The organism is Xanthomarina sp. GH4-25, from assembly GCF_045363175.1.
In the GTDB taxonomy this organism is placed as follows: Bacteria; Bacteroidota; Bacteroidia; order Flavobacteriales; family Flavobacteriaceae; genus Xanthomarina.
The window spans coordinates 136,951-161,925 of record NZ_JBJFLO010000003.1 but is presented as its reverse complement, the minus strand read 5'-3'; the positions used below and the strand labels follow the sequence as shown (position 1 = coordinate 161,925).

General features: G+C 33.8%; 19 protein-coding genes. 13 read left to right on the top strand and 6 right to left on the bottom strand.

Annotated features, from left to right (window positions below; translation table 11 throughout):
- Nucleotides 1-105 precede the first annotated feature (105 nt).
- The 12 genes from hemA to ACI5KZ_RS05250 all read left to right on the top strand — a co-directional run bounded on the left by hemA (nt 106) and on the right by ACI5KZ_RS05250 (nt 12,600).
- Nucleotides 106-1,368: a glutamyl-tRNA reductase gene (gene hemA, locus ACI5KZ_RS05305; RefSeq protein ID WP_406847129.1), complete on the top strand. Its 1,263-nt coding sequence runs from the start codon at nt 106-108 to the stop codon at nt 1,366-1,368.
- Complete coding sequence (gene hemC, locus ACI5KZ_RS05300; protein WP_406847128.1) at nt 1,361-2,941, top strand: hydroxymethylbilane synthase; 1,581 nt, start codon at nt 1,361-1,363, stop codon at nt 2,939-2,941. The genes hemA and hemC overlap by 8 nt, the downstream gene beginning before the upstream one ends.
- A 59-nt stretch (nt 2,942-3,000) precedes the next feature.
- Entirely contained in the window at nt 3,001-4,026 is a 1,026-nt protein-coding gene (gene hemE / locus ACI5KZ_RS05295) for a uroporphyrinogen decarboxylase (protein WP_406847127.1), read from the top strand.
- Nucleotides 4,027-4,031: 5 nt separating this feature from the next.
- Nucleotides 4,032-4,571: a GNAT family N-acetyltransferase gene (locus ACI5KZ_RS05290; protein ID WP_406847126.1), complete on the top strand. Its 540-nt coding sequence runs from the start codon at nt 4,032-4,034 to the stop codon at nt 4,569-4,571.
- Complete coding sequence (gene hemF, locus ACI5KZ_RS05285) at nt 4,561-5,463, top strand: oxygen-dependent coproporphyrinogen oxidase (RefSeq protein ID WP_406847125.1); 903 nt, start codon at nt 4,561-4,563, stop codon at nt 5,461-5,463. Before ACI5KZ_RS05290 ends, hemF begins: the two co-directional genes overlap by 11 nt.
- The gene (locus ACI5KZ_RS05280) at nt 5,454-6,461 is read left to right on the top strand and encodes a DUF4421 domain-containing protein (protein ID WP_406847124.1); all 1,008 of its coding nucleotides are present in this window, start codon (nt 5,454-5,456) and stop codon (nt 6,459-6,461) included. The genes hemF and ACI5KZ_RS05280 overlap by 10 nt, the downstream gene beginning before the upstream one ends.
- Before the next feature lies 1 nt (nt 6,462).
- Entirely contained in the window at nt 6,463-7,452 is a 990-nt protein-coding gene (hemB, locus tag ACI5KZ_RS05275) for a porphobilinogen synthase (protein ID WP_406847123.1), read from the top strand.
- A 26-nt stretch (nt 7,453-7,478) separates the two neighbouring features.
- Complete coding sequence (locus ACI5KZ_RS05270) at nt 7,479-8,564, top strand: CNNM domain-containing protein (protein ID WP_109309289.1); 1,086 nt, start codon at nt 7,479-7,481, stop codon at nt 8,562-8,564.
- Entirely contained in the window at nt 8,564-9,037 is a 474-nt protein-coding gene (locus ACI5KZ_RS05265; RefSeq protein ID WP_406847122.1) for a methylated-DNA--[protein]-cysteine S-methyltransferase, read from the top strand. The genes ACI5KZ_RS05270 and ACI5KZ_RS05265 overlap by 1 nt, the downstream gene beginning before the upstream one ends.
- 66 nt (nt 9,038-9,103) lie before the next feature.
- Nucleotides 9,104-11,515, top strand: a complete 2,412-nt coding sequence (locus ACI5KZ_RS05260) for a penicillin acylase family protein (protein WP_406847121.1) — start codon at nt 9,104-9,106, stop codon at nt 11,513-11,515.
- A 2-nt stretch (nt 11,516-11,517) separates the two neighbouring features.
- A complete protein-coding gene (locus tag ACI5KZ_RS05255) occupies nt 11,518-11,874 on the top strand; it encodes a hypothetical protein (protein ID WP_406847120.1) in 357 nt (118 codons plus the stop codon).
- A 12-nt stretch (nt 11,875-11,886) separates the two neighbouring features.
- On the top strand, nt 11,887-12,600 hold the full coding sequence (locus tag ACI5KZ_RS05250; RefSeq protein WP_109309285.1) for a 3'-5' exonuclease: 714 nt from the start codon (nt 11,887-11,889) through the stop codon (nt 12,598-12,600).
- Between the two features lie 107 nt (nt 12,601-12,707).
- On the opposite strand, the gene ACI5KZ_RS05245 is transcribed toward ACI5KZ_RS05250, so the two are convergent.
- Entirely contained in the window at nt 12,708-16,862 is a 4,155-nt protein-coding gene (locus ACI5KZ_RS05245) for a M4 family metallopeptidase (RefSeq protein WP_406847119.1), read from the bottom strand.
- A 191-nt stretch (nt 16,863-17,053) separates the two neighbouring features.
- Here ACI5KZ_RS05245 and ACI5KZ_RS05240 point away from each other — a divergent pair, with 191 nt between their 5' ends.
- Nucleotides 17,054-18,742: an ABC transporter ATP-binding protein gene (locus tag ACI5KZ_RS05240; RefSeq protein ID WP_406847118.1), complete on the top strand. Its 1,689-nt coding sequence runs from the start codon at nt 17,054-17,056 to the stop codon at nt 18,740-18,742.
- Nucleotides 18,743-19,261: 519 nt separating this feature from the next.
- Here ACI5KZ_RS05240 and ACI5KZ_RS05235 read toward each other — a convergent pair.
- The 5 genes from ACI5KZ_RS05235 to ACI5KZ_RS05215 all read right to left on the bottom strand — a co-directional run bounded on the left by ACI5KZ_RS05235 (nt 19,262) and on the right by ACI5KZ_RS05215 (nt 24,779).
- Nucleotides 19,262-19,918, bottom strand: coding sequence for a 3-oxoacid CoA-transferase subunit B (locus tag ACI5KZ_RS05235; RefSeq protein WP_406847117.1), 657 nt, complete (start codon nt 19,916-19,918; stop codon nt 19,262-19,264).
- Between the two features lie 78 nt (nt 19,919-19,996).
- Complete coding sequence (locus tag ACI5KZ_RS05230; protein ID WP_109309281.1) at nt 19,997-20,698, bottom strand: CoA transferase subunit A; 702 nt, start codon at nt 20,696-20,698, stop codon at nt 19,997-19,999.
- 89 nt (nt 20,699-20,787) lie between these two features.
- Entirely contained in the window at nt 20,788-23,127 is a 2,340-nt protein-coding gene (locus ACI5KZ_RS05225; RefSeq protein WP_406847116.1) for a penicillin-binding protein 1A, read from the bottom strand.
- 4 nt (nt 23,128-23,131) lie between these two features.
- Nucleotides 23,132-23,617: a gliding motility lipoprotein GldH gene (locus ACI5KZ_RS05220; RefSeq protein ID WP_406847115.1), complete on the bottom strand. Its 486-nt coding sequence runs from the start codon at nt 23,615-23,617 to the stop codon at nt 23,132-23,134.
- A complete protein-coding gene (locus tag ACI5KZ_RS05215; protein ID WP_109309461.1) occupies nt 23,607-24,779 on the bottom strand; it encodes a regulatory iron-sulfur-containing complex subunit RicT in 1,173 nt (390 codons plus the stop codon). Before ACI5KZ_RS05215 ends, ACI5KZ_RS05220 begins: the two co-directional genes overlap by 11 nt.
- Between the last annotated feature and the right edge of the window lie 196 nt (nt 24,780-24,975).

The window sequence follows — 24,975 nt, the reverse complement described above, 5'->3', positions numbered from 1 at the left end:
TTAAAAAATATAGTTAAAAAACGATTAGCGACACTTAAAGTTCTTTGAGCGTTACTTTTTATCTAAACATAGGTATACATTTGCTTTCAAATTCCCAAGTCAGGTATGGAATATATGAATACACCCAAAACAACATACTTTTACGCTATTGGTTTAAGCTATAAAAAAGCTGATGCTGAAATTAGAGGTCATTTTAGTTTAGACGAACTGGCAAAGATTAACTTATTACAACAGGCCAAAGAAACAGGAATTGAAAGTCTAATTGTGACTTCTACTTGTAACAGAACAGAAATTTATGGTTTTGCTGAACATCCCTACCAACTTATCAAATTACTTTGCGAAAACACCAAAGGTACTGTAGAAGAGTTTCAAGATGTGGCTTATATTTATAAAGGGAAAGAAGCTGTTTCGCACATGTTTAAAGTGGGTTCTGGGCTAGACAGTCAGATTCTTGGTGATTTCGAAATCATTAGTCAGCTTAAAGCAAGTGCTAGAAATTCTAAAAAATTCAACTTATTAAATGCTTTTTTAGAACGACTGATAAATGCCGTGATTCAAGCTAGCAAACGTATCAAAACTGAAACAAATATTTCGTCTGGAGCAACATCCGTTTCTTTTGCTTCGGTTCAATACATTATGAAAAATGTAGAGAATATAACCCATAAAAACATTTTACTTTTTGGCACTGGAAAAATTGGTAGAAACACATGCGAAAACCTTGTTAAGCACACTAAAAATGAGCATATTACATTAATTAACAGAACAAAGAATAAAGCCGAAGAAGTGGCTGGAAAATTTAATTTGTTAGTGAAAGATTATGCCAATTTACAAGAAGAAATTAATCAATCTGATGTTCTAATTGTTGCTACTGGAGCACAAAACCCTACGGTTGACAAGCATTTAATACAATCTAAAAAACCTTTATTAATTTTAGATTTATCCATCCCAAGAAACGTAAATATAAACGTTACAGAATTAGAGCATGTTCATTTAATTCATTTAGACGATTTATCTCAAATCACAGACGAAACTTTAGAAAAACGCAAGGAACAAATCCCTCTTGCTAAACAAATAATAATAGAGGTAGAAACTGAATTTAATGCTTGGCTTGAAACTAGGAAATTTGCACCAACCATTAAAGCATTAAAATTAAAATTAAACGATTTTAAAATTGCTGAATTAGATACACAACGTAAAAAATTAGCTGGTTTTAATGAAGAACAAGCAGAGTTAATTAGCAATAATATCATTCAAAAAATAACGAATCATTTTGCACATCATTTAAAAGATGATGCAATTCCTACAGATGAAAGCCTGGAACTTATAAAAAAGGTGTTTCAATTAGAATCCTACACAAATCATGTCTAAAACAATTAGAATTGGCACACGCGATAGCCAATTAGCACTTTGGCAAGCCAAAGCAGTACAAAGTTTATTAGAAAAATTAGGTCATCAAACAGAACTCGTTCCAGTAAAATCTACTGGCGATTTAGTTTTAGATAGACCCCTACACGAACTTGGTATCACTGGTGCCTTTACAAAAACACTAGATATCGCCATGCTTAATAACGATATTGATATTGCCGTACATTCTTTAAAAGATGTACCTACAGTTTTACCAATAGGCATTGTACAAGCAGCTGTAATAAAGCGTGGTAACATAAAAGACACATTGGTCTTTAAAAATAATGAAGAGTTTTTATCCTCTAAAGAAGCTATTGTAGCAACGGGTAGCTTACGTCGTCGTGCTCAATGGCTCAACCGTTATCCAACGCATACAGTTGTTGGTTTAAGAGGAAATATCAATTTAAGATTACAAAAACTAGAAGAAAACCAAGACTGGAATGCCGCTATTTTTGCAGCTGCAGGTATTGGTCGTTTAGGAATAACCCCAGAAGATGCAGTTAATTTAGACTGGATGATTCCTGCTCCAGCCCAAGGAGCTATCATGGTCGCTGCTTTAGAAGAAGATGAAGAAATAAGAGCCATTTGTGCTGAAATCAATCATGAAGAAACTGAAATTTGTACAACGATTGAACGTAAGTTTTTAAATTTACTCGAAGGTGGTTGTTCAGCACCAATTGGAGCCTTAGCGTATATTAATAAAAACGAGGAAGTTGTTTTTAAAGGAGTCTTGTTAAGTCCCGATGGCACCAAAAAAATTGAAGTTACAAGAACAGAGAAACTTGGTGGACATCATAATATAGCTCAATACTGTTCTAATTATATTATAGAACGAGGTGGAAAAAAATTAATGGATGGTATTAAAAATCAAAACAAAAAAACCAATGTTTACTCTACTAAATCTTTAACCGAAGGACAAGAACAACTATTTAACGAAGGTATTGTTGCTACAAGTAACGATGCCATTAAAATTAGCTTGAACCGTATTACTCCTGCTACTTTAAAAGCTCCAATTAAAAATGCGATCATTACTAGCAAAAATGCTGTTGAAGCTATTTTAACCAATTGTACAGCAGAAGAATTGAACTTCGAAAACATATATTGTGTTGGAAGAAGAACCAAACGCATGGTAGAGAAAAGAATTGGAAAAGTAACTCATTCTGAAAACAATGCTAAAGACTTAGCCAATTATTTAGTTGAATATATTGATGGCACAGAAGCAACCTATTTTTGTAGCGATTTAAGACTAGATTATTTGCCAATAATCTTAAGTGAAAACAACATCAAAGTGAATGAAATTGAGGCTTATCAAACAAAATTTGATGCCATTGAAGTAGATGAAAACATTGAAGGTATTATGTTTTTTAGCCCTTCAACCGTTCAAAGTTTTATAAAGAAAAATCATGGAAATGGCATAGCTTTTTGCATAGGTGAATCTACAGCTTTGGAAGCCAAAAAACATTTTGAAGATGTTCGTGTTGCTAAAGTTCCAACTGTAGAGAGTGTGATAGAGTTAGTGAACGAACATTACATTTAAAACCCATTTAATAAAAATTAAGTTGAATTAAAATAATTCCGTTTTGACGGAAACTGAAAATGATTAAAAACGATTTATTTTTAAGAGCATTAAAAGGAGAAACCGTAGATCGTCCACCAGTTTGGATGATGCGTCAAGCTGGTCGTTACTTACCAGAATTCATGGAAATTAAAGCGAAGTACGATTTCTTTACACGTTGTCAAACTCCAGAATTAGCAAGTGAAATAACCGTACAACCCATCAGAAGATATGGTATGGATGCTGCTATTTTATTTAGCGATATTTTGGTAATTCCTCAAGCTATGAATATTGAGGTTCAAATGAAACCAAATTTTGGACCTTATTTGCCAAACCCTATTCGCTCTCAAAAAGATGTTGATAATGTGATTGTTCCTGATGTTACAGTCGCATTAGATTATGTTTACCAAGCTATAAAAGCAACCAAAGAAAAACTAAATAACGAAGTGCCATTAATAGGTTTTGCAGGTTCACCTTGGACTATTTTATGTTATTGTGTACAAGGTCAAGGCTCTAAAAATTTCGATAAAGCCAAAGAATTTTGTTTTACAAACCCTGTAGCTGCTCATCAATTACTTCAAAAAATTACAGTTACTACCATCGCATATTTAAAAGAAAAAGTAAAGGCTGGTTGTAATGCAGTTCAAGTCTTCGATTCTTGGGGAGGCATGCTTTCTCCTGTAGATTATCAAGAATTTTCTTGGCAATATATTCAACAAATTATCGATGCTTTAAAAGATGAAACTCCTGTTATTGCTTTCGGAAAAGGCTGTTGGTTTGCTTTAAATGACATGTCAAAATCCGGCGCTTCAGCTTTAGGAATCGATTGGACCTGCTCTCCAAGAAACGCTCGTTACTTAACAGGAGGCAACATTACATTACAAGGGAATTTTGATCCTACCAGATTATTTTCTCCACCATCAGAAATAAAAAAAATGGTGCATCAAATGATTAATGAGTTTGGAAAAGATAAATATATTGTAAATTTAGGTCATGGTATTTTGCCTAACATACCCTTAGACAATGCTAAAGCATTTATTGATGCTGTAAAGGAATACAACGTTTAAAAAAAATGACATTTTCAACAGAAACATTTAAACTTGAAGCCCTCAAACTTGAGGATGCTTCAAGTTTAAATGCTTTAATGATTACTAATGGCAAAAGCTTTCAAGAGTATTTACCTCAAACTTTAGCTCAAAACCTATCTGAATTAGATTCAAAAAATTACATTCAAAAAAAACATACTGCTCTTAAAGACCAAACAGAGTTTACTTTAGCTCTAAAAGATATTGACACGAACCATGTTGCTGGTTTGGTGATTTTAAAAAATCTCGATTACCAGATAAAGCAAGGTGAATTTGCATATTGTATTGGTAAAAAATATTCAGGTAAAGGTTGGGTAACCCAAAGTATTAAGGCTGTATCCAGATTTGCTTTTGAAGATTTGGGCTTACAACATTTACAAATCATCATTCATAAAACGAATGAAAAGAGTATTAATATAGCAAAACGATCTGGTTTTAAATGGACTAAAACACTCGAAAATGCATTTACACCACCTGGGGAAAACCCTGTAAACATGGAGCTTTACGAATTACATTATGAAGGATAAATTCTACCAATACATACAAGAATTACAAAACACCATTACTTCAAAACTTGAGGCTGTAGATGGCAAGGCGAAATTTCAAGAAGACCTTTGGAAACGTCCTGAAGGAGGTGGTGGGCGAACTCGCGTGATTGAAAATGGAAATATTTTTGAAAAAGGAGGTGTCAATATTTCTGCTGTTCATGGCGAACTTCCAGAAGCCATGCGCCTGCATTTTGGAGTAAAAGACGCCAATTTCTTTGCTTGTGGCTTGAGTTTAGTGCTTCATCCTAATAACCCAATGGTTCCAACAGTCCATGCCAATTGGCGTTACTTTGAAATGTACGATACTCATGGTAATATTGTGGAAAGTTGGTTTGGTGGTGGACAAGATTTAACACCTTATTACCTGTTTGAAGACGATGCTAAACATTTTCATCAAACTTGTAAAACAGCCTGTAATAAACATAATCCAGAATTCTATTCAAAATACAAGGAACGCTGCGACGAATATTTCTATAATTCTCACAGAAATGAAGCACGTGGTATTGGAGGTTTATTTTTCGATTATTGCAAAGCTTCAAAAGCTATGTCTATGGAGAATTGGTTTAATTTTGTTACAGATGTTGGAGATAGTTTTCTAGAAGCTTATGTACCAATAGTTAAAAAAAGGAAAGGGCTACCATTTACAGAAGCGCAACGTACTTGGCAGGAAATTCGCCGTGGACGCTATGTGGAATTTAATTTAGTTCACGATAAAGGAACGCTATTTGGCTTAAAAACAAACGGTAGAATCGAAAGTATTTTAATGAGCTTACCTCCACATGTGCAATGGGTTTACAACCATCATCCTGAAGTTGGTAGTGAAGAAGAAAAATTAATAAACGTGTTACAAAAACCAAGAACTTGGGTGTAAAAAATTACATATACTTAATCATTTTGCTTTTAGGAAACAGTATTTGTTGGGCTCAAGACAGTATTCCTGAAGTTATCTATGAAAAACACACAGCGTTTAAAGAAACTTTTCCAAATAGAATAACAGCTAGGTTTTTTTATGTTAACACCTCAAATTCTTTAACTGTTAACGATAGAAATTCTAATTTGTTTTTTAATTTAAACCCAAATAAACAAGACCGTATAGGTGCATCTGTTTCTTTTAGATCTATTACCTTTTCATATTCTTTTGCACCAGATTTTTTAGCCGAAAATAAAGATAATGACGATTCTAAATTATTCAATTTAGGTTTTAGAACTTATTTTGGAAAACACTGGATGCAATCTTTTGATGTCTATCAAGAAAAAGGATTTTATATTGAAAATAATGATGTGAGCGTATATCTACCCTTGTTTAAATCGTTTAAAATAGGTGGTGCAACTTCTTTTATATTTAATGAGAATTTTTCATTTCGAGCCATTGTTAGTCAAGATGAAAAACAAATTAAAAGTGCCGGAAGTTTTATTCCACGTATTATTTATTATTACAACAAGATTAATTTAAAAACTGAAGATGGTTTTTCAAATAGCGAATTAGATTCTTACGATATTGTTTTTGCTCCTTCATACTACTACAATTTTGTGCCTTCTAAAAATTTATTACTCTCAACAGGTGTTTCAGCTGGATTAGGATTGAATCATTCAAAAAACAAAGACAAAAATCATCTTGAAGAAGACGAAAGCTTGACTTCCTTAGTAACAGAGTTAAATTTTAGAGGCTCTATTACTTATGATGTGTCAAATATTTATATGGGGATTCATTACAATTATCTAATTCTTAACCATAATACAGATAGGTCCTCATATGTAAACGATGCCATTCCATTTTTTCAAATTTTTGTAGGCTATCGCTTTAAAGCTCCAAAAAAAATGGTTAGAAAGGCAGATGTTATCAACGATAAAATTAAATTTAAAAAATAATATGTACCCAATAAGAAGAAATCGCAGACTAAGAACCAACGAAGCCATTAGAAGTTTGGTTCGAGAAACCATAATCTCTCCAAACGATTTTTTAGTACCTCTTTTTGTAGTTGAAGGAAAAGGTATTAAAGAAGAAATTGCTTCTATGCCTAATTATTTTCGTTACAGTTTAGATTTACTTGAAAATGAAGTAAAAGAACTTTGGAAATTGGGCCTAAAATCAGTGCTGCTTTTTGTAAAAGTGCCAGATAACTTAAAAGATAATACTGGAAAAGAAGCTTTAAACAAAAAAGGGCTCATGCAGCGTGCTATTAAAACGGTAAAAAATGTCTGTCCAGACATGTTGGTAATGACGGATGTTGCTTTAGATCCATACTCCATTTATGGACACGATGGTATTGTGGAAAACGGTATGGTATTAAATGATGAAACTGCCGATTTATTAGCTGAAATAAGTGTTTCGCATGCCAAAGCTGGAGCCGATTTTGTAGCGCCAAGTGATATGATGGATGGCAGAATTTTAAGCATTCGGGAAGCTCTTGAAGACGAAGGATATTTAAACACAGGTATTATGAGTTATTCGGCAAAATATGCTTCAGCTTTTTACGGTCCTTTTCGTGATGCGTTAGATTCAGCACCTGTGGATTTAAAGAATATTCCAAAAGATAAAAAAACCTACCAAATGGATTATGCCAATAGGTTTGAAGCCATACGAGAAACAGAAATGGATATCGATGAAGGTGCAGATATCGTGATGATAAAACCAGGTTTATGTTACCTTGATATTGTTAGAGAAATTAAAAACGAAGTCGATGTGCCAGTTGCTGTGTATCAAGTTTCTGGAGAATATGCCATGCTAAAAGCAGCTGCAGAAAAAGGTTGGTTAGATCATGATGCTGTGATGATGGAACAAATTACAGCCATAAAGCGTGCAGGAGCCGATATTATAGCTTCTTACTTTGCTAAGGATATTGTGAAATTGATTTCGTAAATTAGCAGGAAACTAAACACACGTTAATGAGCACACTCATTTTTTGGGCCACCATATCTATATTCTTTTCATTTTTATGTTCCATTTTGGAAGCTGTATTGCTAAGTGTTACACCAACGTTTATCAACATTAAAAAACAAGAAGGAAAAGATTATGCTTTCAAATTGGAAGCACTTAAAGCCGATGTCGATCAACCATTAATTGCTATTCTTACATTAAATACGATAGCTCACACTTTAGGAGCTATGATGGTTGGAATCCAAGCTGAAAAATTACCTTATAAATTAGAGCTTTTCGGAATAAATACGGTTGGTATTGTCTCGGCTATCATGACCTTACTCATATTAATTGTTTCCGAAATTATTCCAAAAACTATTGGAGCTTCCTATTGGAAATCCTTGGTAGGTTTCACTGCAACTTCTCTAAATATTTTAATTTTCCCATTAAAATATACTGGTATCTTATGGCTTTTAAGACTTACAACTAAACTTATTGGAGGTAGCGCACATGGTAGTGTTTTAAGTCGTGAAGATTTTCATGCTATGACCGATTTAGCAGAAGAGGAAGGTGTTTTTCATGAATCTGAAAGTAAAGTTATAAAGAACATGTTAACTTTTAAAGAGGTTTTAGCTAAAGATGTTATGACACCTCGAACAGTCATGACTATTGAAGATGAAAACCAAACCATAGAACGTTTTTTTAAAGAAAACGCCAATATAAAATTCTCAAGAATTCCTGTTTTCACTGATAATCCTGATAATATTACTGGACTGGTATTAAAAGATGAAGTGTTTAAAGAAATGGCTTTTGGGAATGGAGAGAAACTACTTTCAGATATTAAAAGAAACATCATCATCATCAATCGAAACATGCCAATTCCACGTTTATTCGAACAATTGGTCGAGAGCAAGAATCATATGGCCTTAATTGTTGATGAATATGGTTCTGTAAGTGGTCTTGTAACTATGGAAGATGTTATTGAAACCTTGCTAGGTTTAGAAATTATGGATGAAAGTGACGATGTACCTGATTTACAACTTTTGGCAAGAAAAAGTTGGGAAGCTCGCGCCAAGCGTCTTGGACTGATAGACGACATTAAGCCTGAAGACTAATGGAAGACTGCATTATAAATTCTCCTTTAGGATTCACAAAAATTAGTGGAGACGACGACGGGATTTCATCTATTATCGTTTTTAATTCAGATGAAAAAACAACTGATATTATTCCAGAATGCCTTCAAGACTGTGTGTATCAACTCAACGAATATTTTGAAGGAAACAGAAAACATTTCGACCTATTATTAAATCCTGTAGGCACTGATTTTCAAAAAAAAGTTTGGTTTGCATTATTAAACATTCCATATGGAAAAACGATTTCATATTTAGAACTTTCAAAACAATTAGACGATGTCAAAGCCATTCGAGCAGTAGCCAATGCTAATGGGAAAAATCCGTTATGGATTGTCGTACCTTGTCATAGAGTTATTGGTAGTGATGGCAGCTTAACTGGATATGCTGGAGGCTTGCATAGAAAACAATGGTTGCTAGAACACGAAAATCCCTATAAACAACAGTCTTTATTTTAGTACTACTTTTTTTAAAACTTCGAATTCAACAAAATAATCTATCTTTAGTTTTTAAAATTTTATTCAATGAAATACCTCAAATTTATTGCTTCACTTTTGCTTCTAATTGGCGTCTTTTTTGTTTTAGATACTAGGTTTGGCTCTGTTCCTGCTATTGGTGAATTTTTAAATCCAGCTCAAGGGATTTGGCAAAACGAACAAGACGAATCTATAACTGGAACCATTCAAATAGATGGTCTTTCAAATCAAGTAACGGTGCATTACGACGAGAATCTAATCCCACATATTTTTGCACAAAACGATATCGATTTATACAGAGCGCAAGGTTACATTACTGCCAAACATAGATTGTGGCAAATGGAGTTTCAAACACATGCTTCAGCTGGAAGGTTATCGGAAATTATAGGTGAAAAAGCTTTAAATTACGATAGAGCCCAACGGAGAAAAGGCATGGGTTATGGTGCTGAAAATGCCATTAAAAAGATGGAAAAAGACGACCCTGAAGTTATAGATTTTCTTAAAGCTTATAGCCAAGGTGTTAATAGTTACATTCAATCTCTAAACCCTGAAGATTATCCTGTTGAATACAAGTTATTAGGATACAAACCAGAACCTTGGACCATTAAAAAAACTGCGTATTTGTTGATGTACATGACAGATATGTTATGTGGTGGAGATGAAGATTTAGAATATACCAATGCTTTGAGATTGCTTGGGAAAGAACGTTTTGATTTACTGTATCCCGATTTCTTTGATATAACCGATCCTATCATTCCAAAAAAAACAGACTGGAGCTATATTGACACACCAATAACCAAAACACCGCAAAGCGAATTACCTTTAGATTCCATTGCAGAAACTATGATAAAACCAGACCCAAACAATGGAAGTAATAATTGGGCTGTTTCTGGTAAAAAATCATATTCAGGAAACCCCATTCTTGCAAACGACCCACATTTAGGACTCAACTTACCTTCTATTTGGTTTGTGATGCAATTGGCAACTCCAGAACACAATGCTTATGGTGCAACATTACCTGGAGCATTAGGTGTGGTTTCTGGATTTAACACAGATATTGCTTGGGGTGAAACTAATGCCACAAGAGATGTGAAAGATTGGTACAAGATTGAGTTTAAAGATGAACACAGAGTGCAATACAAATACAATAATACTTGGAAAAATACGACTATTAAGGTTGAAGAAATAAAAATACATGGTAAAAAATCTTATCTAGATTCTGTTATTTACACCCATCATGGACCAGTAAGTTACGATCATACCTTTAAGGGAAATGGCGAAAAAGAAGGCTATGCTATGAAATGGGTTGGACATATTGGTGGTAATAATCAACGCACTTTAATCGATTTAAATACAGCTAAAAATTACGACGATTATTTAAAAGCATTACAACATTGGGTGGCACCAGCACAAAATTTTGTATTTGCTTCTACTAGTGGAGATATAGCTATTTGGATTCAAGGTTTATTTCCTAATAAATGGGAAGGACAAGGGAAATTTTTAATGGATGGTAGTAATCCAGAACACGACTGGCAGAGTTTTATTCCGATTAGCAACAATGCCTATAGCAAAAATCCTGAACGTGGTTTTGTGAGTTCTGCCAATCAGCATCCTGTAGATGAATCTTATCCCTTTTACATTTTTAATGATGGTTATGAAACTTATAGAAATCGTGTGATTAACAATTTCTTCAATTCAAAAAACACATTTAACATACAAGATTTTAAAGACCTACAGAATAACAACTACAATTTAAAAGCTTCGGAATTACTACCATACATGTTTGAAAACATGGATGTCTCTAGTTTAGACCAAGGAGAATTAGAGCTTTTAAACACTATTAAAGCCTGGGATTTTAATAGTGATATCGATAAAATCGCTCCAAGTATCTGGGATTTATGGTGGAAGAAACTCTATCCTTTAACTTGGGATGAATTTGATTTGGACAACACAGCTTTGATAGACCCTTACACTTATCAAACTATTTATATGTTTAAACATTATCCTGAAGATGACTTTATGGATATTCTAGAAACTCCTAAAAAAGAAACAGCTAAAGATTTATTCTTAATTACTTTTAAAGAAACTGTTAAGGAGCTTACCGAATGGAAAAAAATCCATGGAAATTATAACTGGCAAGCTTATAAAGGCACTTATGTTGGACATTTATTACAAGGGTTACCAGCATTTTCAAGATTCAATTTACCTATTGGCGGAGATAGAAATACGGTCAATGCAGCAGCTGAAAATTGGGGGCCATCCTGGCGAATGATAGTTGAAATGACCTCGCCTCCAACAGCATTAGGAATCTATCCTGGTGGACAATCTGGAAATCCAGGAAGCAAATATTACGATAATTTTATTGACCGTTGGGCCGTTGGAGAGTATTTTAAAGCCCTTTTTATTCAAGATCAAAATAATACGGAAGGTGTCATTTCAACCCAAACTTTAACTCCTTAATCATGACGAAAAACACAATCAATTTTATAGCAACAATTATAATCGCAGGTATTCTTTCTCAAATTTTACCTTGGTGGTCTATTATGGTTGCAGCTTTTGCTACAAGTTTGTTTATTAGTTTAAAACGAGTAGCTGTTTTTGTGGTTCCCTTTTTAGCAACGACACTTTTTTGGATGGTCTATGCTCTTTGGCTAAGTAATACCAACGATTTTGTACTCGCTAAAAAGATTGCTGTTCTTTTGCCTTTAGGTGGCAATGCCTATCTTTTAACTTTAGTGACTGGAATTATAGGTGGTATTGCTGCAGGAATTTCTGGAATATTTGGAAAACAATGCGTAACTTTATTATCTGACCGTTAAGTAGTTAACAAAATGATTGATAAATTAAATCTTGAAAACATTCTCTTTCTGGACATTGAAACCGTTCCTGAAACACAGCTTTATTCAGATTTAGATGAAACCAAACAAGCCCTTTGGGAACATAAAACCCAATATCAAAGAAAGGACGAATTTACTGCAGAAGAGTTTTACAACAGAGCAGGTATTTGGGCCGAATTTGGTAAAATAGTCTGTATTTCTGTCGGGTATTTTAAAAATCAAGGAGATATTCGGAATTTTAGAGTAACATCTTTTTATGGAGAAGAAACTAAAATTTTAAAAGATTTTAAAAACCTGTTGATTTCACATTTCAGTCAGACTAAACATCTTCTGTGTGCTCATAATGGCAAAGAATTTGATTTTCCCTATATAGCCAGACGCATGATAATTCATAATATCGAACTACCTTATAAACTGAATCTCTTCGGCAAAAAACCTTGGGAAGTACCTCATCTGGATACATTAGAACTTTGGAAATTTGGTGATTACAAACATTATACGTCATTAAAATTATTAACTAATATTTTAGGCATTCCTTCGCCAAAAGACGATATTGATGGTAGTGAAGTGTATCGTGTGTATTACGAAGAAAATCAAATAGACAGAATTATAGTTTATTGCGAAAAAGACACCATTGCAGTAGCTCAAATTTTCTTAAGATTACGTGGTGATGATTTACTTCAAGATCATGAGATTATTCATATTTAAAAAGATCTTACAATACAGCATTTCATTTTCTTATTGATTACAAAAAAATAAAAAAAGTCCAGAGCTTTCGCTCTGGACTTTTTGTTTTAATTGAATGAATATTCGGATTATTTCTTAATAAACCTTGTAACCTTAGTTTTCTCTCCAATGTTTAATTGTAACATATAAACACCAGCTTCAAACTTAGACACATCGATAGTAGATGTATAACGTCCTTTTAAAACAGTTTGTCCTAGCATGTTTTTCACTTCAAAACTTTGAGCTTCATAACCAAGTAATTCGATATTTAATAATTGATTTACTGGATTTGGATACACTTTAAAGCGTTGATTTGGATTCTCTGAAATGGTACTAGAATTAATTCCTTGATATACTCCAGAACCTCCTAAACAGAAATTAGTTGTTTGAGAACTTGTAAACGATCCCCCAGAAGCCAATGTAGCTCCAGAATCAGCATTTGTTAAAGTATATGAACCATTGCCATAAGAACAGCAAATACCATCTCCATATGTATCTGTTATTACAAAGTCGTAACAACCATCATCCAAACATCCTACATTAATATTTAACGTAGAACCATCTGCTTGAGACCCATATGTTCCTCCAGATGCCACTGTTGTTCCTGAACTATTTCTAAGACTCCAGGCTGTTTCTTCAGGATAGTTGTCGAAAGTAATTGAAAGTGTTACGTTAGAACATGTTGGGTTTGTTCCTCCACCAGTAGATAAACTAACAGCATCTACAGCCATATCACCTTGCCAGGTAGTTCCTGTAACTCCATTTAAGCGTAATTGAACAGAGCCTCCAATATATGAAGCTAAATTAACACTAGCTGTTTGCCAAGAGTTTCCTTGGTTTCCAGATTTACTCCAAACACTTGTCCAAGAAGACCCATTATCATCACTTACCTCTAATGCTAAACTTCCCATAGAAGAAGCTCCATACATGTGATACTTAAATTCAAATGTGGCTTGTGTAGCAGCACTTAAATCAAAACAAGGTGAGTTTAAAATAGCTCTTTTTGTTGAGTAATTTGGTGATGAAGATTCCATGTATACATAATATGAACCTGCCGAAGCACTAGATGGTCCTGTATTACTAGAAGGTGTACTTCCTGATCTTAATGCCCAATTGAAATTATCACTCGTACTTTGAGACCATGATCCTAATGTATTTTCAAAACCTTGAGAATAAGGGAAAGAAGAAATGCCTCCTGAACAACCTCCTGTAGATGGTTGCGTTACAATAATGGTTCTTGTACGTTGTGTTGCTGCATTTCCTGCTGCATCACTTACATTATAATTTCTTGTGTAAGTTCCTGCTGAAGCTGTATTAACCGTTCCAGTTATAACAATACTTGATGTTAAATTACCATCTACATTATCTGTAGCTGTTGCTCCTAATTCATTATAGGTGTCGCCAACTTCTAAATTAATTGTCGATGCACCATTTAATGTAATAACGGGTGCTGTAGTATCAGCTGGTACTGTTACATTAACAGTTCTTGTACGTTGTGTTGCTGCATTTCCTGCTGCATCACTTACATTGTAATATCTTGTATAAGTTCCTGCTGAGGCTGTATTAACCGTTCCAGTAATAACAATACTTGATGTTAAATTACCATCTATATTATCTGTAGCAGTAGCTCCTAACTCATTATAGGTGTCGCCAACTTCTAGATTGATATTTGATGCTCCTGTTAATGTAATAACTGGTGCAGTTGTGTCTGGCACACCTGTAACAAGGTTTACCGTATAGTCTTCAACTTCTCCATAAGAAAAAGATTCACAAGATGTTGGTATTCCATTATATTTCATAGATACTCGCATTCTAGTTGCTCCACTTACTGCATTTGTTGGTACTGTAAATGCCCCACTAACTGGAGTTGTTTTTGACGCTGATTTCGTCCAAACTTGTTCTCCAGAATCACTAAAATCACCATCTTTATTATAATCAATCCACACAGAATAGCCTTCGTTATAAAGGGTTCCTGTCCAAGTTGGAGTAATAGTAATAGTTGCAGAATTACCTTTTGTCAAATTAGTTGAAATAGACGTGTAATCTGCATAACCTCCTGAAGAAGCTCCAGTGGTGTTGTTAATAGTTCCTAATTGTACTCTTCCTATATATTCGTCAGAAACATTATTTCCATTGGATGCACAATAATTTAATGGTGCTGTGCCTGTTGTTGTAACACTTGTACTTGATGACGTTCCACTTCCTCCAGAAGAACAATTAGCAACAACTGAACTTGAATACGTTGTGCCTGGGTTTAAACCAGTAACTACATATGATGTTCCAGAGGTATTATTTGAAGATCCATTAACTGTTACAGTATATGATCCAGCTCCAGAAACTGAATTCCAAGATAGTGTGAATCCATTATCATTGATACTTGAGCCTGCAAGGTTAGAAGGCGCAGCTAAACTACATGTTTGTACATACTCACTACCAACACCTACTGCATAAAATGCATTTGTTGTTGAAATAACTTCTTGTGAACCTGCTCCATATAAATCGGTTGCAGCTTGAATTCCATAAGTTCTTGCATTTGCATACGTTGAGTTTGCTGATAAATAGACACTTACTAATCTGTAAGCGATGTTTGATGCTTTGCTAATGCCTATTCCTGAAACATTATAGCTATCATTAACATCATTTGTACCAGAACCACCAGCAGTTAATAAATAAAACCAGTGATTAAGAACACCAGAGTTAGTGTGAACACCACAATAATCATTATTGTTTGTTGGCGTTCCACAATTTGGATTTTGCCAGTAAGTTCCTCCATAAGTATCTGGTTGACCTAAGGATTTTGGGTTACTCATAGAACGTAACGCAGCCGAACCACTTCTTCTGTCTATCTCATCTCCAATTTGCCAAATATCCGAACTTGGTGCTGCATCGTTTCCATTTCCTTTTGCAAAATGCTCGATAGCTGCTCCCCAAATATCCGAGAATCCTTCGTTCATACCACCTGATTCTCTTTGATATGCAAGGTTTGCTGTGTATTCTGTAACAGCATGACCTATTTCGTGAGCTGCAACATCTATAGACGTTAACGCATCAAAATAACCATTTCCTTCGTTCCCATTTGAACTTCCATCTCCATAAGACATCACATTTAGAAACCAGAAAGCATTATCATAATTATTATCAACATGCACATAACTTCTTAGTTGTGCACCATTGTTATCATAACTACTTCTACCATGAACTTGGTCCCAATAATCATATGTTTTCATGGCTCCCCAATGCGCATCTAATGCCGCATTGTCTTTGTCGTTATTATTGTATTCTGCAGCAGTCCAATTATTATCATTATCTGAAAATTCACTATAATTAGTAATATAAGGCAGTGAATTTCCTACAGGAGCTAAATTATTAGCATTTCTAGTATAAACCTTTCTTGATGCATCATTCAAGGTATAGTTAGAACCTGTGTTTGTTGTTTCAATAGTTTGAGAACCACTATATCTAGTTGCTGCAGTACCTGCTACAAAAGCAGTTTCTTCAGCTTCTTCTAAAGGACCAACAAATGGAGCTTTTTTAGAAGTTATTGCTTTTCTTCCGTCATGACCAAAATTGTCATAATGTTTTACTCTATTATTATAGAATAATACCTTTCCTGTATTTGCATCTACATAAACATCTGCTCCTCCAAGTGGTACAATTGTAAAGATTTCATACTTATAAGCCAATTTCATTTTGTCTTCAGACTTTGCATTTGGTGCAGCATCAAACATAGGTAATAACACCAATTCTCCTTCGGGCTTTTCGTAGCCTAATTCTTTACTAGCAGCAGCATCTTCCCATAAATAACTGGAAGCATTAAGGTGCTGCATAGCCCTGTTTAAGCCTTGCTCTTTACTTAACGTAGGGGCTTTAGTTTCTTTAACATCATAAAATTCACCACTCATAGAGCTTAGTTTCCCATTTTCACCGTGTAATGTATAGGTAGCAAACTCCACTTTAATGCCTTCAAAATATTGTTGGAATTTTTGATGATTCATTCCAAGTTTATCATTAGTTGATTCTAATAACTGAAAGCTATTTCGCGAATCAGTAGTTAAAATATCTTGAAAAATTTGATTTGAATTTTGAAGACTGTAAGTATTGTCTTTTTTAAATACAACAAACGTAGGTTTGCCGTTTTGGTCTGATTTTGATTTGAGAATTTTAGATGATTTTTCTAAATCTTGAGCAAATAGCGCTCCAGAAAAAAGAAAACACATCATTAGAAAAGATAGTGTTTTTTTCATTTTTTTGTAAAAATTTATGTGATTAGTTGATTAATATTCTCTGAAAGTATTAAAATTCTGTTAATATGAAAATTTAATGATTTGTTTTTCGATAAAAAACAATCAATCTTTTGATATTTACGGAAAACCCGTAAACCGACTACGGGAAACCCGTAATTTTTTCGAATATATTAACTACTTTTATACCTAATATGGAAGCATCTTTATTATCAATTAACAACTTATCTATTTCATTTTTTTCCAATAAGGTTGATAAGGAAATTATCAAGGATATTTCCTTTCAATTAAATACAAATGAAATTTTGGGAATAGTTGGAGAATCTGGCTCAGGAAAATCTGTGTCCTCGCTTGCTATACTTGGTTTACTTCCTGAAAATATTTCTAAAATAACTTATGGTAGTATTTTCTTTAAAGGAGTTGATTTAACTCAAATAGGTTCTAAGAAGCTTCAAAAAATTAGAGGCCATGATATTGCCATGATTTTTCAGGAACCTATGAGCTCATTAAACCCTTCGATGACTTGTGGAAAACAGGTTCAAGAAATATTATTACAACATACTAAACTGACAAAAAAAGAAGCTAAAGATGAAACCTATTTACTTTTTGAGAAAGTGAAGCTTCCTAACCCAAAACGTGTTTTTAATGCCTATCCTCATGAAATTTCTGGGGGACAAAAACAACGGGTTATGATTGCTATGGCAATTGCATGCAAACCAAATATACTTATAGCAGATGAACCAACAACTGCATTGGATGTTACTGTTCAAAAAGAGATTATTCTGCTTTTAAAACAATTGCAAGCTGAAGAAGACATGAGTATTATTTTTATTTCACACGACCTGTCTTTGGTATCTGAAATTTCAGATAGAATTCTAGTTATGTATCAAGGAGCAATTGTTGAACAAGGTCCTGTTAAAACTATTTTTAAAAATCCTGAACACATTTATACCAAAGCTTTAATCAACTCCAAACCTTCTTTGGATATAAGATTAAGAAGACTTCCAACGATTAAAGACTTTATGAACGACACAACGGATAAGACCATTGTTTCAAGTGAAGACAGAAAATTGTTTCACGAAAACATTTATTCAAAAACACCACTACTAGAGGTTATAAATCTTGAAAAAACATATGTATCAAAATCTGGATGGTTTTCAAAGCCTGAAGTTTTTAAAGCAGTAAATCAGGTGAGTTTTAAATTATACGAAGGAGAAACACTTGGTTTGGTTGGAGAATCTGGTTGTGGAAAGTCTACTTTGGCAAATGCCGTTTTACAATTGGATAAAGCCACTTCTGGCTCAATACTATATCATGGAGTAGATATTACCAAACTCTCAAAAAAAGCCATTAGAAAACTAAGAAAAGACATTCAAATTATTTTTCAAGATCCTTATGCGTCTTTAAATCCTAGAATTCCTGTTGGTAAAGCCATCATGGAACCTATGAAAGTTCATGGGATTGGAAAATCGGAAAAAGAGAGAAAGGAAATGGTTTTAGATTTATTATTGAAAGTAGGTTTGGACGATACCTTTTTCAACAGATATCCTCATGAATTTTCTGGAGGACAAAGACAGCGTATTGGAATTGCTAGAGCAATCTCTTTAGAACCTAAATTGATAATTTGCGATGAGTCTGTTTCTGCTTTGGATATTTCTGTTCAAGCACAAGTGCTTAATTTATTAAACAACTTAAAAGAAAACTTTGGATTTACATATATTTTTATTTCACACGATTTGGCTGTGGTAAAATACATGTCAGATCAGTTAATTGTAATGAATCAAGGACAGATTGAAGAAATGGATGATGCTGATGTTATTTACCAGAATCCGAAGAGAAACTACACCAAAAAATTAATTCATGCCATCCCAAAAGGATTATAGCATGAATATCTTTTTAGTTAAATACATAAGACTTTTAATAAAGCGTCCTGTACTTTGCAAACTTGCATAAAGTTTGCTCTCGTAATTAGTAGGTTGTTTAGGTAGATTTGGGGCAAAATTCATAATTAAATAAGGTTTTTGGTAGATTTGGGGTCTACTTCTTTAAGGTTAAACTTATAATAGATTTGGGGCAAATTATAAATTCAATACTTTAAAGAACTCGGTTAATTAGTTTGTTTCGATTTGGTTCTGCTAATATGAAACTTTTTTTGAGTTGTTCAGCTTAAATACATAATAAATCGTTGAAATACATAAAATTTTAACATTTAAGATATATTATTAGGAATATTCCCACATATATTATTGCTTTTGATATTTAAATTAAATCTATAAAAACACAATACCTCGAATATTATTTATTAAATATTCGAGGTATTTTAGTTCTAATTATAAAAGGTTCTTAATGAATTATGGACAAATGGAATTCGTTTAAAGAAATAATCATAAGAACATTATTTATTATAAACTCATTTCAGGAATATCGCCTTCTACAATTAAAGTTCCTTCAGTCGCTATTTTAATAGCTTCAACAGAGACGCCAGGTGCTCGTTCTAATAATTTAAAACCTTGATTTGTTACCTCAAGCACTGCCATATTAGTCACAATTTTTTTAACGCAGCCAACGCCTGTTAAAGGCAGACTACAACTTTTAAGCAATTTAGATTCTCCAGCTTTATTGGTATGCATCATGGCTACAATAATGTTTTCGGCACTAGACACTAAATCCATGGCGCCTCCCATACCTTTTACCATTTTTCCTGGAATTTTCCAATTGGCTATATCGCCATTTTCAGATACCTCCATGGCTCCAAGAATGGTTAGATGAACATGTTGTCCACGAATCATAGAAAAACTCATAGCCGAGTCGAAAAAACTAGCTCCAGGTAAGGCTGTAATAGTTTGTTTACCTGCATTAATAAGATCGGCATCTTCTTCGCCTTCAAACGGAAAAGGTCCCATTCCTAGAATGCCATTTTCACTTTGAAATTCCACTTCTATATCATCTCTTACATAATTAGCCACCAAGGTTGGAATACCAATTCCTAGATTGACATAATAGCCATCTTTTACTTCTTTTGCTATACGTTTTGCAATTCCTATTTTATCTAAAGCCATAATTTAATCTTTGTTTTAATCAGACACCTCGACTACTCTCAGTGTGACATATCATTTTAATTTTAGCACTTATAACTTTTAACTTCTTTGTCTTACTGTAAGTTGTTCAATACGTTTTTCGTAGGTTTCACCTTGAAAAATACGTTGTACAAAAATACCTGGAATATGAATTTGATTAGGATCCAAAGTTCCTACAGGAACCAATTCTTCGACTTCAGCAACCGTAATTTTTGCAGAACCACACATGGCTGGATTGAAATTTCTAGCTGTACCCTTAAACACCAAATTTCCAGCAGCATCGCCTTTCCATGCTTTTACAAAAGCAAAATCGGCTTTAAAGGCATGTTCCAAGATGTACATTTTTCCATTAAATTCTCGAACTTCTTTGCCTTCTGCCACTTCTGTTCCATAACCTGCAGGTGTAAAAAAAGCAGGAAAACCAGATTGTGCAGCACGACAACGTTCTACTAATGTTCCTTGTGGCACCAATTCCACATCCAACTCGCCACTTAACATTTGGCGTTCGAATTCCATGTTCTCACCTACATAAGAAGAAATCATTTTTTTTATTTGCTTTTTATGAAGCAGTAATCCCAAACCAAAATCGTCCACACCAGCATTGTTAGATATGCAAGTCAATCCTTTTAGGTTTAATGTTACAAGCTCATTAATACTGTTTTCTGGAATACCACAAAGCCCAAAACCACCAAGCATAAAGGTCATATTATCTGAAACCCCTTGAAGGGCTTCATGAACATTGGCCACTTTTTTATTAATCATGTTACTATTATTTTGTAGTGGAAAAATACGAAATAAAAAAGCCATTCTAAAAAGAATGGCTAAATAATATATGTCTAAAATATGGTATTTTAGAAATCCAATTCATCAGGCACCTCAACATCTGGCATGTTGGAATCTGAATCGTTATCTGGGTCGTAATTTGCACAATCTACTTCTATAGAAAGTTCTAATGGTTTCTCGAAGTCTGAAGTGGAAATCTCTAAATCTGTATCTTCATAACAACTCTTCATATAAACTCCCCAAATAGGCAATGCCATGGCTGCTCCTTGACCATAAGTAATGGTTCTAAAATGTGCAGCTCTATCTTCGGCTCCAACCCAAACACCAGTTACTAAATTGGGCACCATTCCCATAAACCAACCATCGCTTTGATTTTGCGTCGTTCCAGTTTTACCTGCTATGGGGTTTTTAAATTCGTAAGGGTAACCTGTAATAATCTCCCTGTAATCTGCACGATAAGCATCGGCACCTTTGGTTCTTAATCTGGTTCCTGATCCACCTTCGGTAACACCTTCCATAAGTTTTACCGTTACATAAGCAGCTTCTTCGCTTAGCACATCTCTGGTTTCTGGGGTAAACTGATATAGAATCGTGCCGTTTTTATCTTCAATATGTGTAACCATAACTGGTTTGGTATAAACTCCTTTATTAGCAAAAGTGGCATAGGCTCCAACCATTTCATACACACTTAAATCTGCAGTTCCTAAAGCAATAGAAGGCACCACAGGAATCTCTGCTTCTACTCCTAGTTTTTTAACCAAATCGACTACTGGTTGTGGCCCCACTTTATCCATTAATCTGGCTGTAATAGTATTTATAGAATTTGCCAAAGCACTTTTTAAAGTACGAGAACCTCCATATTGTCCATCGGAATTTTTAGGTGTCCAAGGATCTGGATTTCCAAATTTTCCAGCTTCAATAGTTATTTGTGTGTTTGGTAATTCATCACAAGGTGATAAATGTAATTGATCTATAGCCGTTGCATATACAAATGGTTTAAATGTAGAACCTACTTGTCTGCGACTTTGTTTTACGTGGTCGTATTGAAAATGCTTATAGTTTACACCTCCAACCCATGCTTTAACATGTCCGGTTTGCGGATTTATAGACATCATACCTGTATGTAAAAATGACTTATAATATCGCATAGAATCCATGGGTTTCATAATGGTATCTATATCTCCTTTCCATGAAAAGATGGTCATTTGTGTTGGTTTATTAAAAGACGTAATAATCTCATCTTCGTCAATTTTTAAATCGTATTTCATGTGTCTCCAACGCTCACTTTGCTTCATGGAACGTTTCATAAGCGCATCGATTTCAGATTGGTTTAATTCTAAAAATGGCGCTGTTGGATTTCTATCTGGTGTGTTTTGATGATCGAATTCTGCCTGGAGCCTTGGCATGTGTTGTTGTACAGCATCTTCGGCATATTTTTGCATTCGTGAATCGATGGTTGTGTATACTTTTAAACCATCTCCATACAGATTGTATTTTTCGCCATCTGGTTTTGGATTATTTTTAATCCAATCTTTCATAAAGCCATCTAAATAAGCTCTAAAATATGTTGCTATGCCATCTCGATGCGATTGTGGTGAATAGCGCAATCCTAACTCTGTTTTTTGAAGAGAATCCATGACTTTTTCAGAAATATAATCGTATTTCTCCATTTGAGATAAAACCACATTACGTCTGTTTCTAGTGCCTATTGGATTTCTATGATCTCTTGGGTTATAAAGTGATGAGTTTTTGAACATCCCAACCAACATTGCTGATTCTTTGGTGTCTAACTCTTTGGGTTCTTTATCAAAATATATACTGGCAGCCGAACGGATACCATCTGCATTATTACCAAAATCGTAAATATTAAAATACATGGCAATAATTTCTTCTTTGGTGTATTGCCTTTCTAATTTGGTAGCAATAATCCATTCTTTTATTTTTTGAGTGTACTTATCCATTCCTTTTGAACGAACACCTACAAATAATTGTCGTGCTAATTGTTGTGAAATAGTACTTGCTCCACCTCTTTTACCTAAAAAGAAAAAGGCTCTCAAGGTTCCACGAGCATCTATTCCCGAGTGTGAATAGAAACGGGCATCTTCTGTGGCAATTAGGGCATCGACTAAATGTTGTGGCAATTCATCATAACCTACTGGAGTTCGGTTATCATTAAAATAAAATTTCCCTAAGGTTTTTCCATCGGAAGAAATAATTTCGGTCGCTAAATTTGTTTTAGGGTTTTCTAATATAGTATAATCGGGAAGCTCTCCAAAAACGCCCCATGATGCTAATAAAAACATCATAACTACCAATAAGATACCTGTCATAAATAATTTCCAAAACCATCTAACATAGCTTGAGAAATCTTGATTTTTTTGTTTTTGTTTTTTTTGTGCTTTAGCCATTCTTTTATTTTGCAGCTGGTTTTTCTATTCTAAATCCAATATCTGTAATCCCTTCTAAATTAACAACTCCATTTACTTTGCCATTTTCTCTCATAGCCTGTTGAATGTTTACTTGGTATTCTCCAGATTCTTTAAAAACAACGTTTTCTTTATACCACAATTTGTTTTCTTTTACCTCAGCAAATCCTGTGCCTAAAAATTCGCCATTAGGTTTTGCCATTTTATACTCTAAAGTATCTTTAATGGTTTTTCCATGTGGAAATTTCATCTCGACAATTAAAAACAAGTTACTATATTTATAGTTGTTATTATTTCTAAGATTAACATATAAGTTATACGGATTTAAGGTGTCTGGTGGATGTATTTTAAAACTAATTATGGAATCTTTATGCCATTTATTTGGAACAGACTTATATGTGTCAAACACTTGATTAGAGTCGCAAGAAACCATAATTATAGCAAAAAGAAGGAACAAGACACTATTTCGCATTGTTTTTACTGTTTTGTGGTTTTCTTCTTTTTTTATTCTTTCTTTTATTTTTATTTCGTTTGCTTGGCGATTTAGAATCAAATCTAGTTAAGCTATCTTGACCTACAACGTTTTCAAATTCATTTTTAGTATCTTGAATTAATTCTGTTGCATATTCTTCTAAGCTCGTTATTTTTTCTTTTTTCTTATTTAATTCTAAAATTTCATTGACCTGATCTTTAGTTATAACATGCCAATTGCTCCATTCTCCTTCATATGCAAACCATAAGTGTCCTTTAAAAATATCCGTTTTCTGACAAACAGCTGTTCCTTTTTCTGTGTATAGTTTCACATCAGATTTAGGAAAATCTTTTAATGCATCTAAATAGGTGTCTAATTCATAATTTAAACAACACTTTAATTTTCCACACTGTCCTGCTAGTTTTTGAGGGTTTAAAGATAACTGTTGGTAACGAGCAGCAGAGGTGCTAACAGAACGAAAATCTGTTAACCAGGTTGAACAACACAATTCTCTTCCACAAGAACCAATACCTCCAAGTCTTGATGCTTCTTGACGAAAACCAACCTGTTTCATTTCAATACGGGTTTTGAATTCTCTAGCGTACAATTTTATTAATTCTCTAAAATCGACGCGATCTTCGGCAGTATAATAAAAGGTGGCTTTGCTACCATCTCCTTGAAATTCGATATCAGAAATTTTCATTTGCAATTTAATATCGATCGCAAATTGACGTGCTTTCACCTTCATAGGCTCTTCTTTGTCTCTATAATCAGACCAAATATCAATGTCTTTTTGTGAGGCTTTTCTATAAATTTTTAATATCTCTTCGTCTGTTTCTGAAACTTTTTTTCGTTTCATTTGGATTCTAACAAGTTCACCTGTTAAGGTTACCATACCAACATCATGCCCAAATTGTGCTTGAGTAGCTACAATATCTCCAATGCTTAAGGTTAAGTTTTCAGTGTTTTTATAATAGTGTTTTCGTCCGTTTTTAAACCGTACTTCTACCCAATTAAAAGGGTCTTGCCCATTTGGGAGAGACATGTTTGCAAGCCAATCGAAAACAGTTAATTTATTACAACTATCTGTCCCACAAGTACCATTATTTTTACAACCTTTTGGCTGTCCATCTTTGCCTGTTGAGCAAGTGTTACAACTCATATGATTTTTGTATATATAGATTCTGAAAACATTAAAGTTCTCAGAAGAAGATTAATAATCCTTTTAAAGATGTAAAGATAAGATTATTTATTAAGTTAAATTAAATATGCTAAACCTACATTTTAAAATTCAAACACAAATTTAAGCAGTTGAAAATCAGATTTATACTAAATTTTTATATCTTATTTATGTATAT

Bases quoted from the DNA above. Each gene is read 5' to 3' on its own strand.
- hemC (WP_406847128.1), top strand. From the start codon at position 1,361: ATGTCTAAAACAATTAGAATTGGCACACGCGATAGCCAATTAGCACTT.
- ACI5KZ_RS05220 (WP_406847115.1), bottom strand. From the start codon at position 23,617: ATGCGAAATAGTGTCTTGTTCCTTCTTTTTGCTATAATTATGGTTTCT.
- hemA (WP_406847129.1), top strand. From the start codon at position 106: ATGGAATATATGAATACACCCAAAACAACATACTTTTACGCTATTGGT.
- ACI5KZ_RS05245 (WP_406847119.1), bottom strand. From the start codon at position 16,862: ATGAAAAAAACACTATCTTTTCTAATGATGTGTTTTCTTTTTTCTGGA.
- ACI5KZ_RS05230 (WP_109309281.1), bottom strand. From the start codon at position 20,698: ATGATTAATAAAAAAGTGGCCAATGTTCATGAAGCCCTTCAAGGGGTT.
- ACI5KZ_RS05225 (WP_406847116.1), bottom strand. From the start codon at position 23,127: ATGGCTAAAGCACAAAAAAAACAAAAACAAAAAAATCAAGATTTCTCA.
- hemF (WP_406847125.1), top strand. From the start codon at position 4,561: ATGAAGGATAAATTCTACCAATACATACAAGAATTACAAAACACCATT.
- ACI5KZ_RS05265 (WP_406847122.1), top strand. From the start codon at position 8,564: ATGGAAGACTGCATTATAAATTCTCCTTTAGGATTCACAAAAATTAGT.
- ACI5KZ_RS05270 (WP_109309289.1), top strand. From the start codon at position 7,479: ATGAGCACACTCATTTTTTGGGCCACCATATCTATATTCTTTTCATTT.
- ACI5KZ_RS05290 (WP_406847126.1), top strand. From the start codon at position 4,032: ATGACATTTTCAACAGAAACATTTAAACTTGAAGCCCTCAAACTTGAG.
- hemE (WP_406847127.1), top strand. From the start codon at position 3,001: ATGATTAAAAACGATTTATTTTTAAGAGCATTAAAAGGAGAAACCGTA.
- ACI5KZ_RS05235 (WP_406847117.1), bottom strand. From the start codon at position 19,918: ATGGCTTTAGATAAAATAGGAATTGCAAAACGTATAGCAAAAGAAGTA.
- ACI5KZ_RS05240 (WP_406847118.1), top strand. From the start codon at position 17,054: ATGGAAGCATCTTTATTATCAATTAACAACTTATCTATTTCATTTTTT.
- ACI5KZ_RS05250 (WP_109309285.1), top strand. From the start codon at position 11,887: ATGATTGATAAATTAAATCTTGAAAACATTCTCTTTCTGGACATTGAA.
- ACI5KZ_RS05215 (WP_109309461.1), bottom strand. From the start codon at position 24,779: ATGAGTTGTAACACTTGCTCAACAGGCAAAGATGGACAGCCAAAAGGT.
- ACI5KZ_RS05255 (WP_406847120.1), top strand. From the start codon at position 11,518: ATGACGAAAAACACAATCAATTTTATAGCAACAATTATAATCGCAGGT.
- hemB (WP_406847123.1), top strand. From the start codon at position 6,463: ATGTACCCAATAAGAAGAAATCGCAGACTAAGAACCAACGAAGCCATT.
- ACI5KZ_RS05260 (WP_406847121.1), top strand. From the start codon at position 9,104: ATGAAATACCTCAAATTTATTGCTTCACTTTTGCTTCTAATTGGCGTC.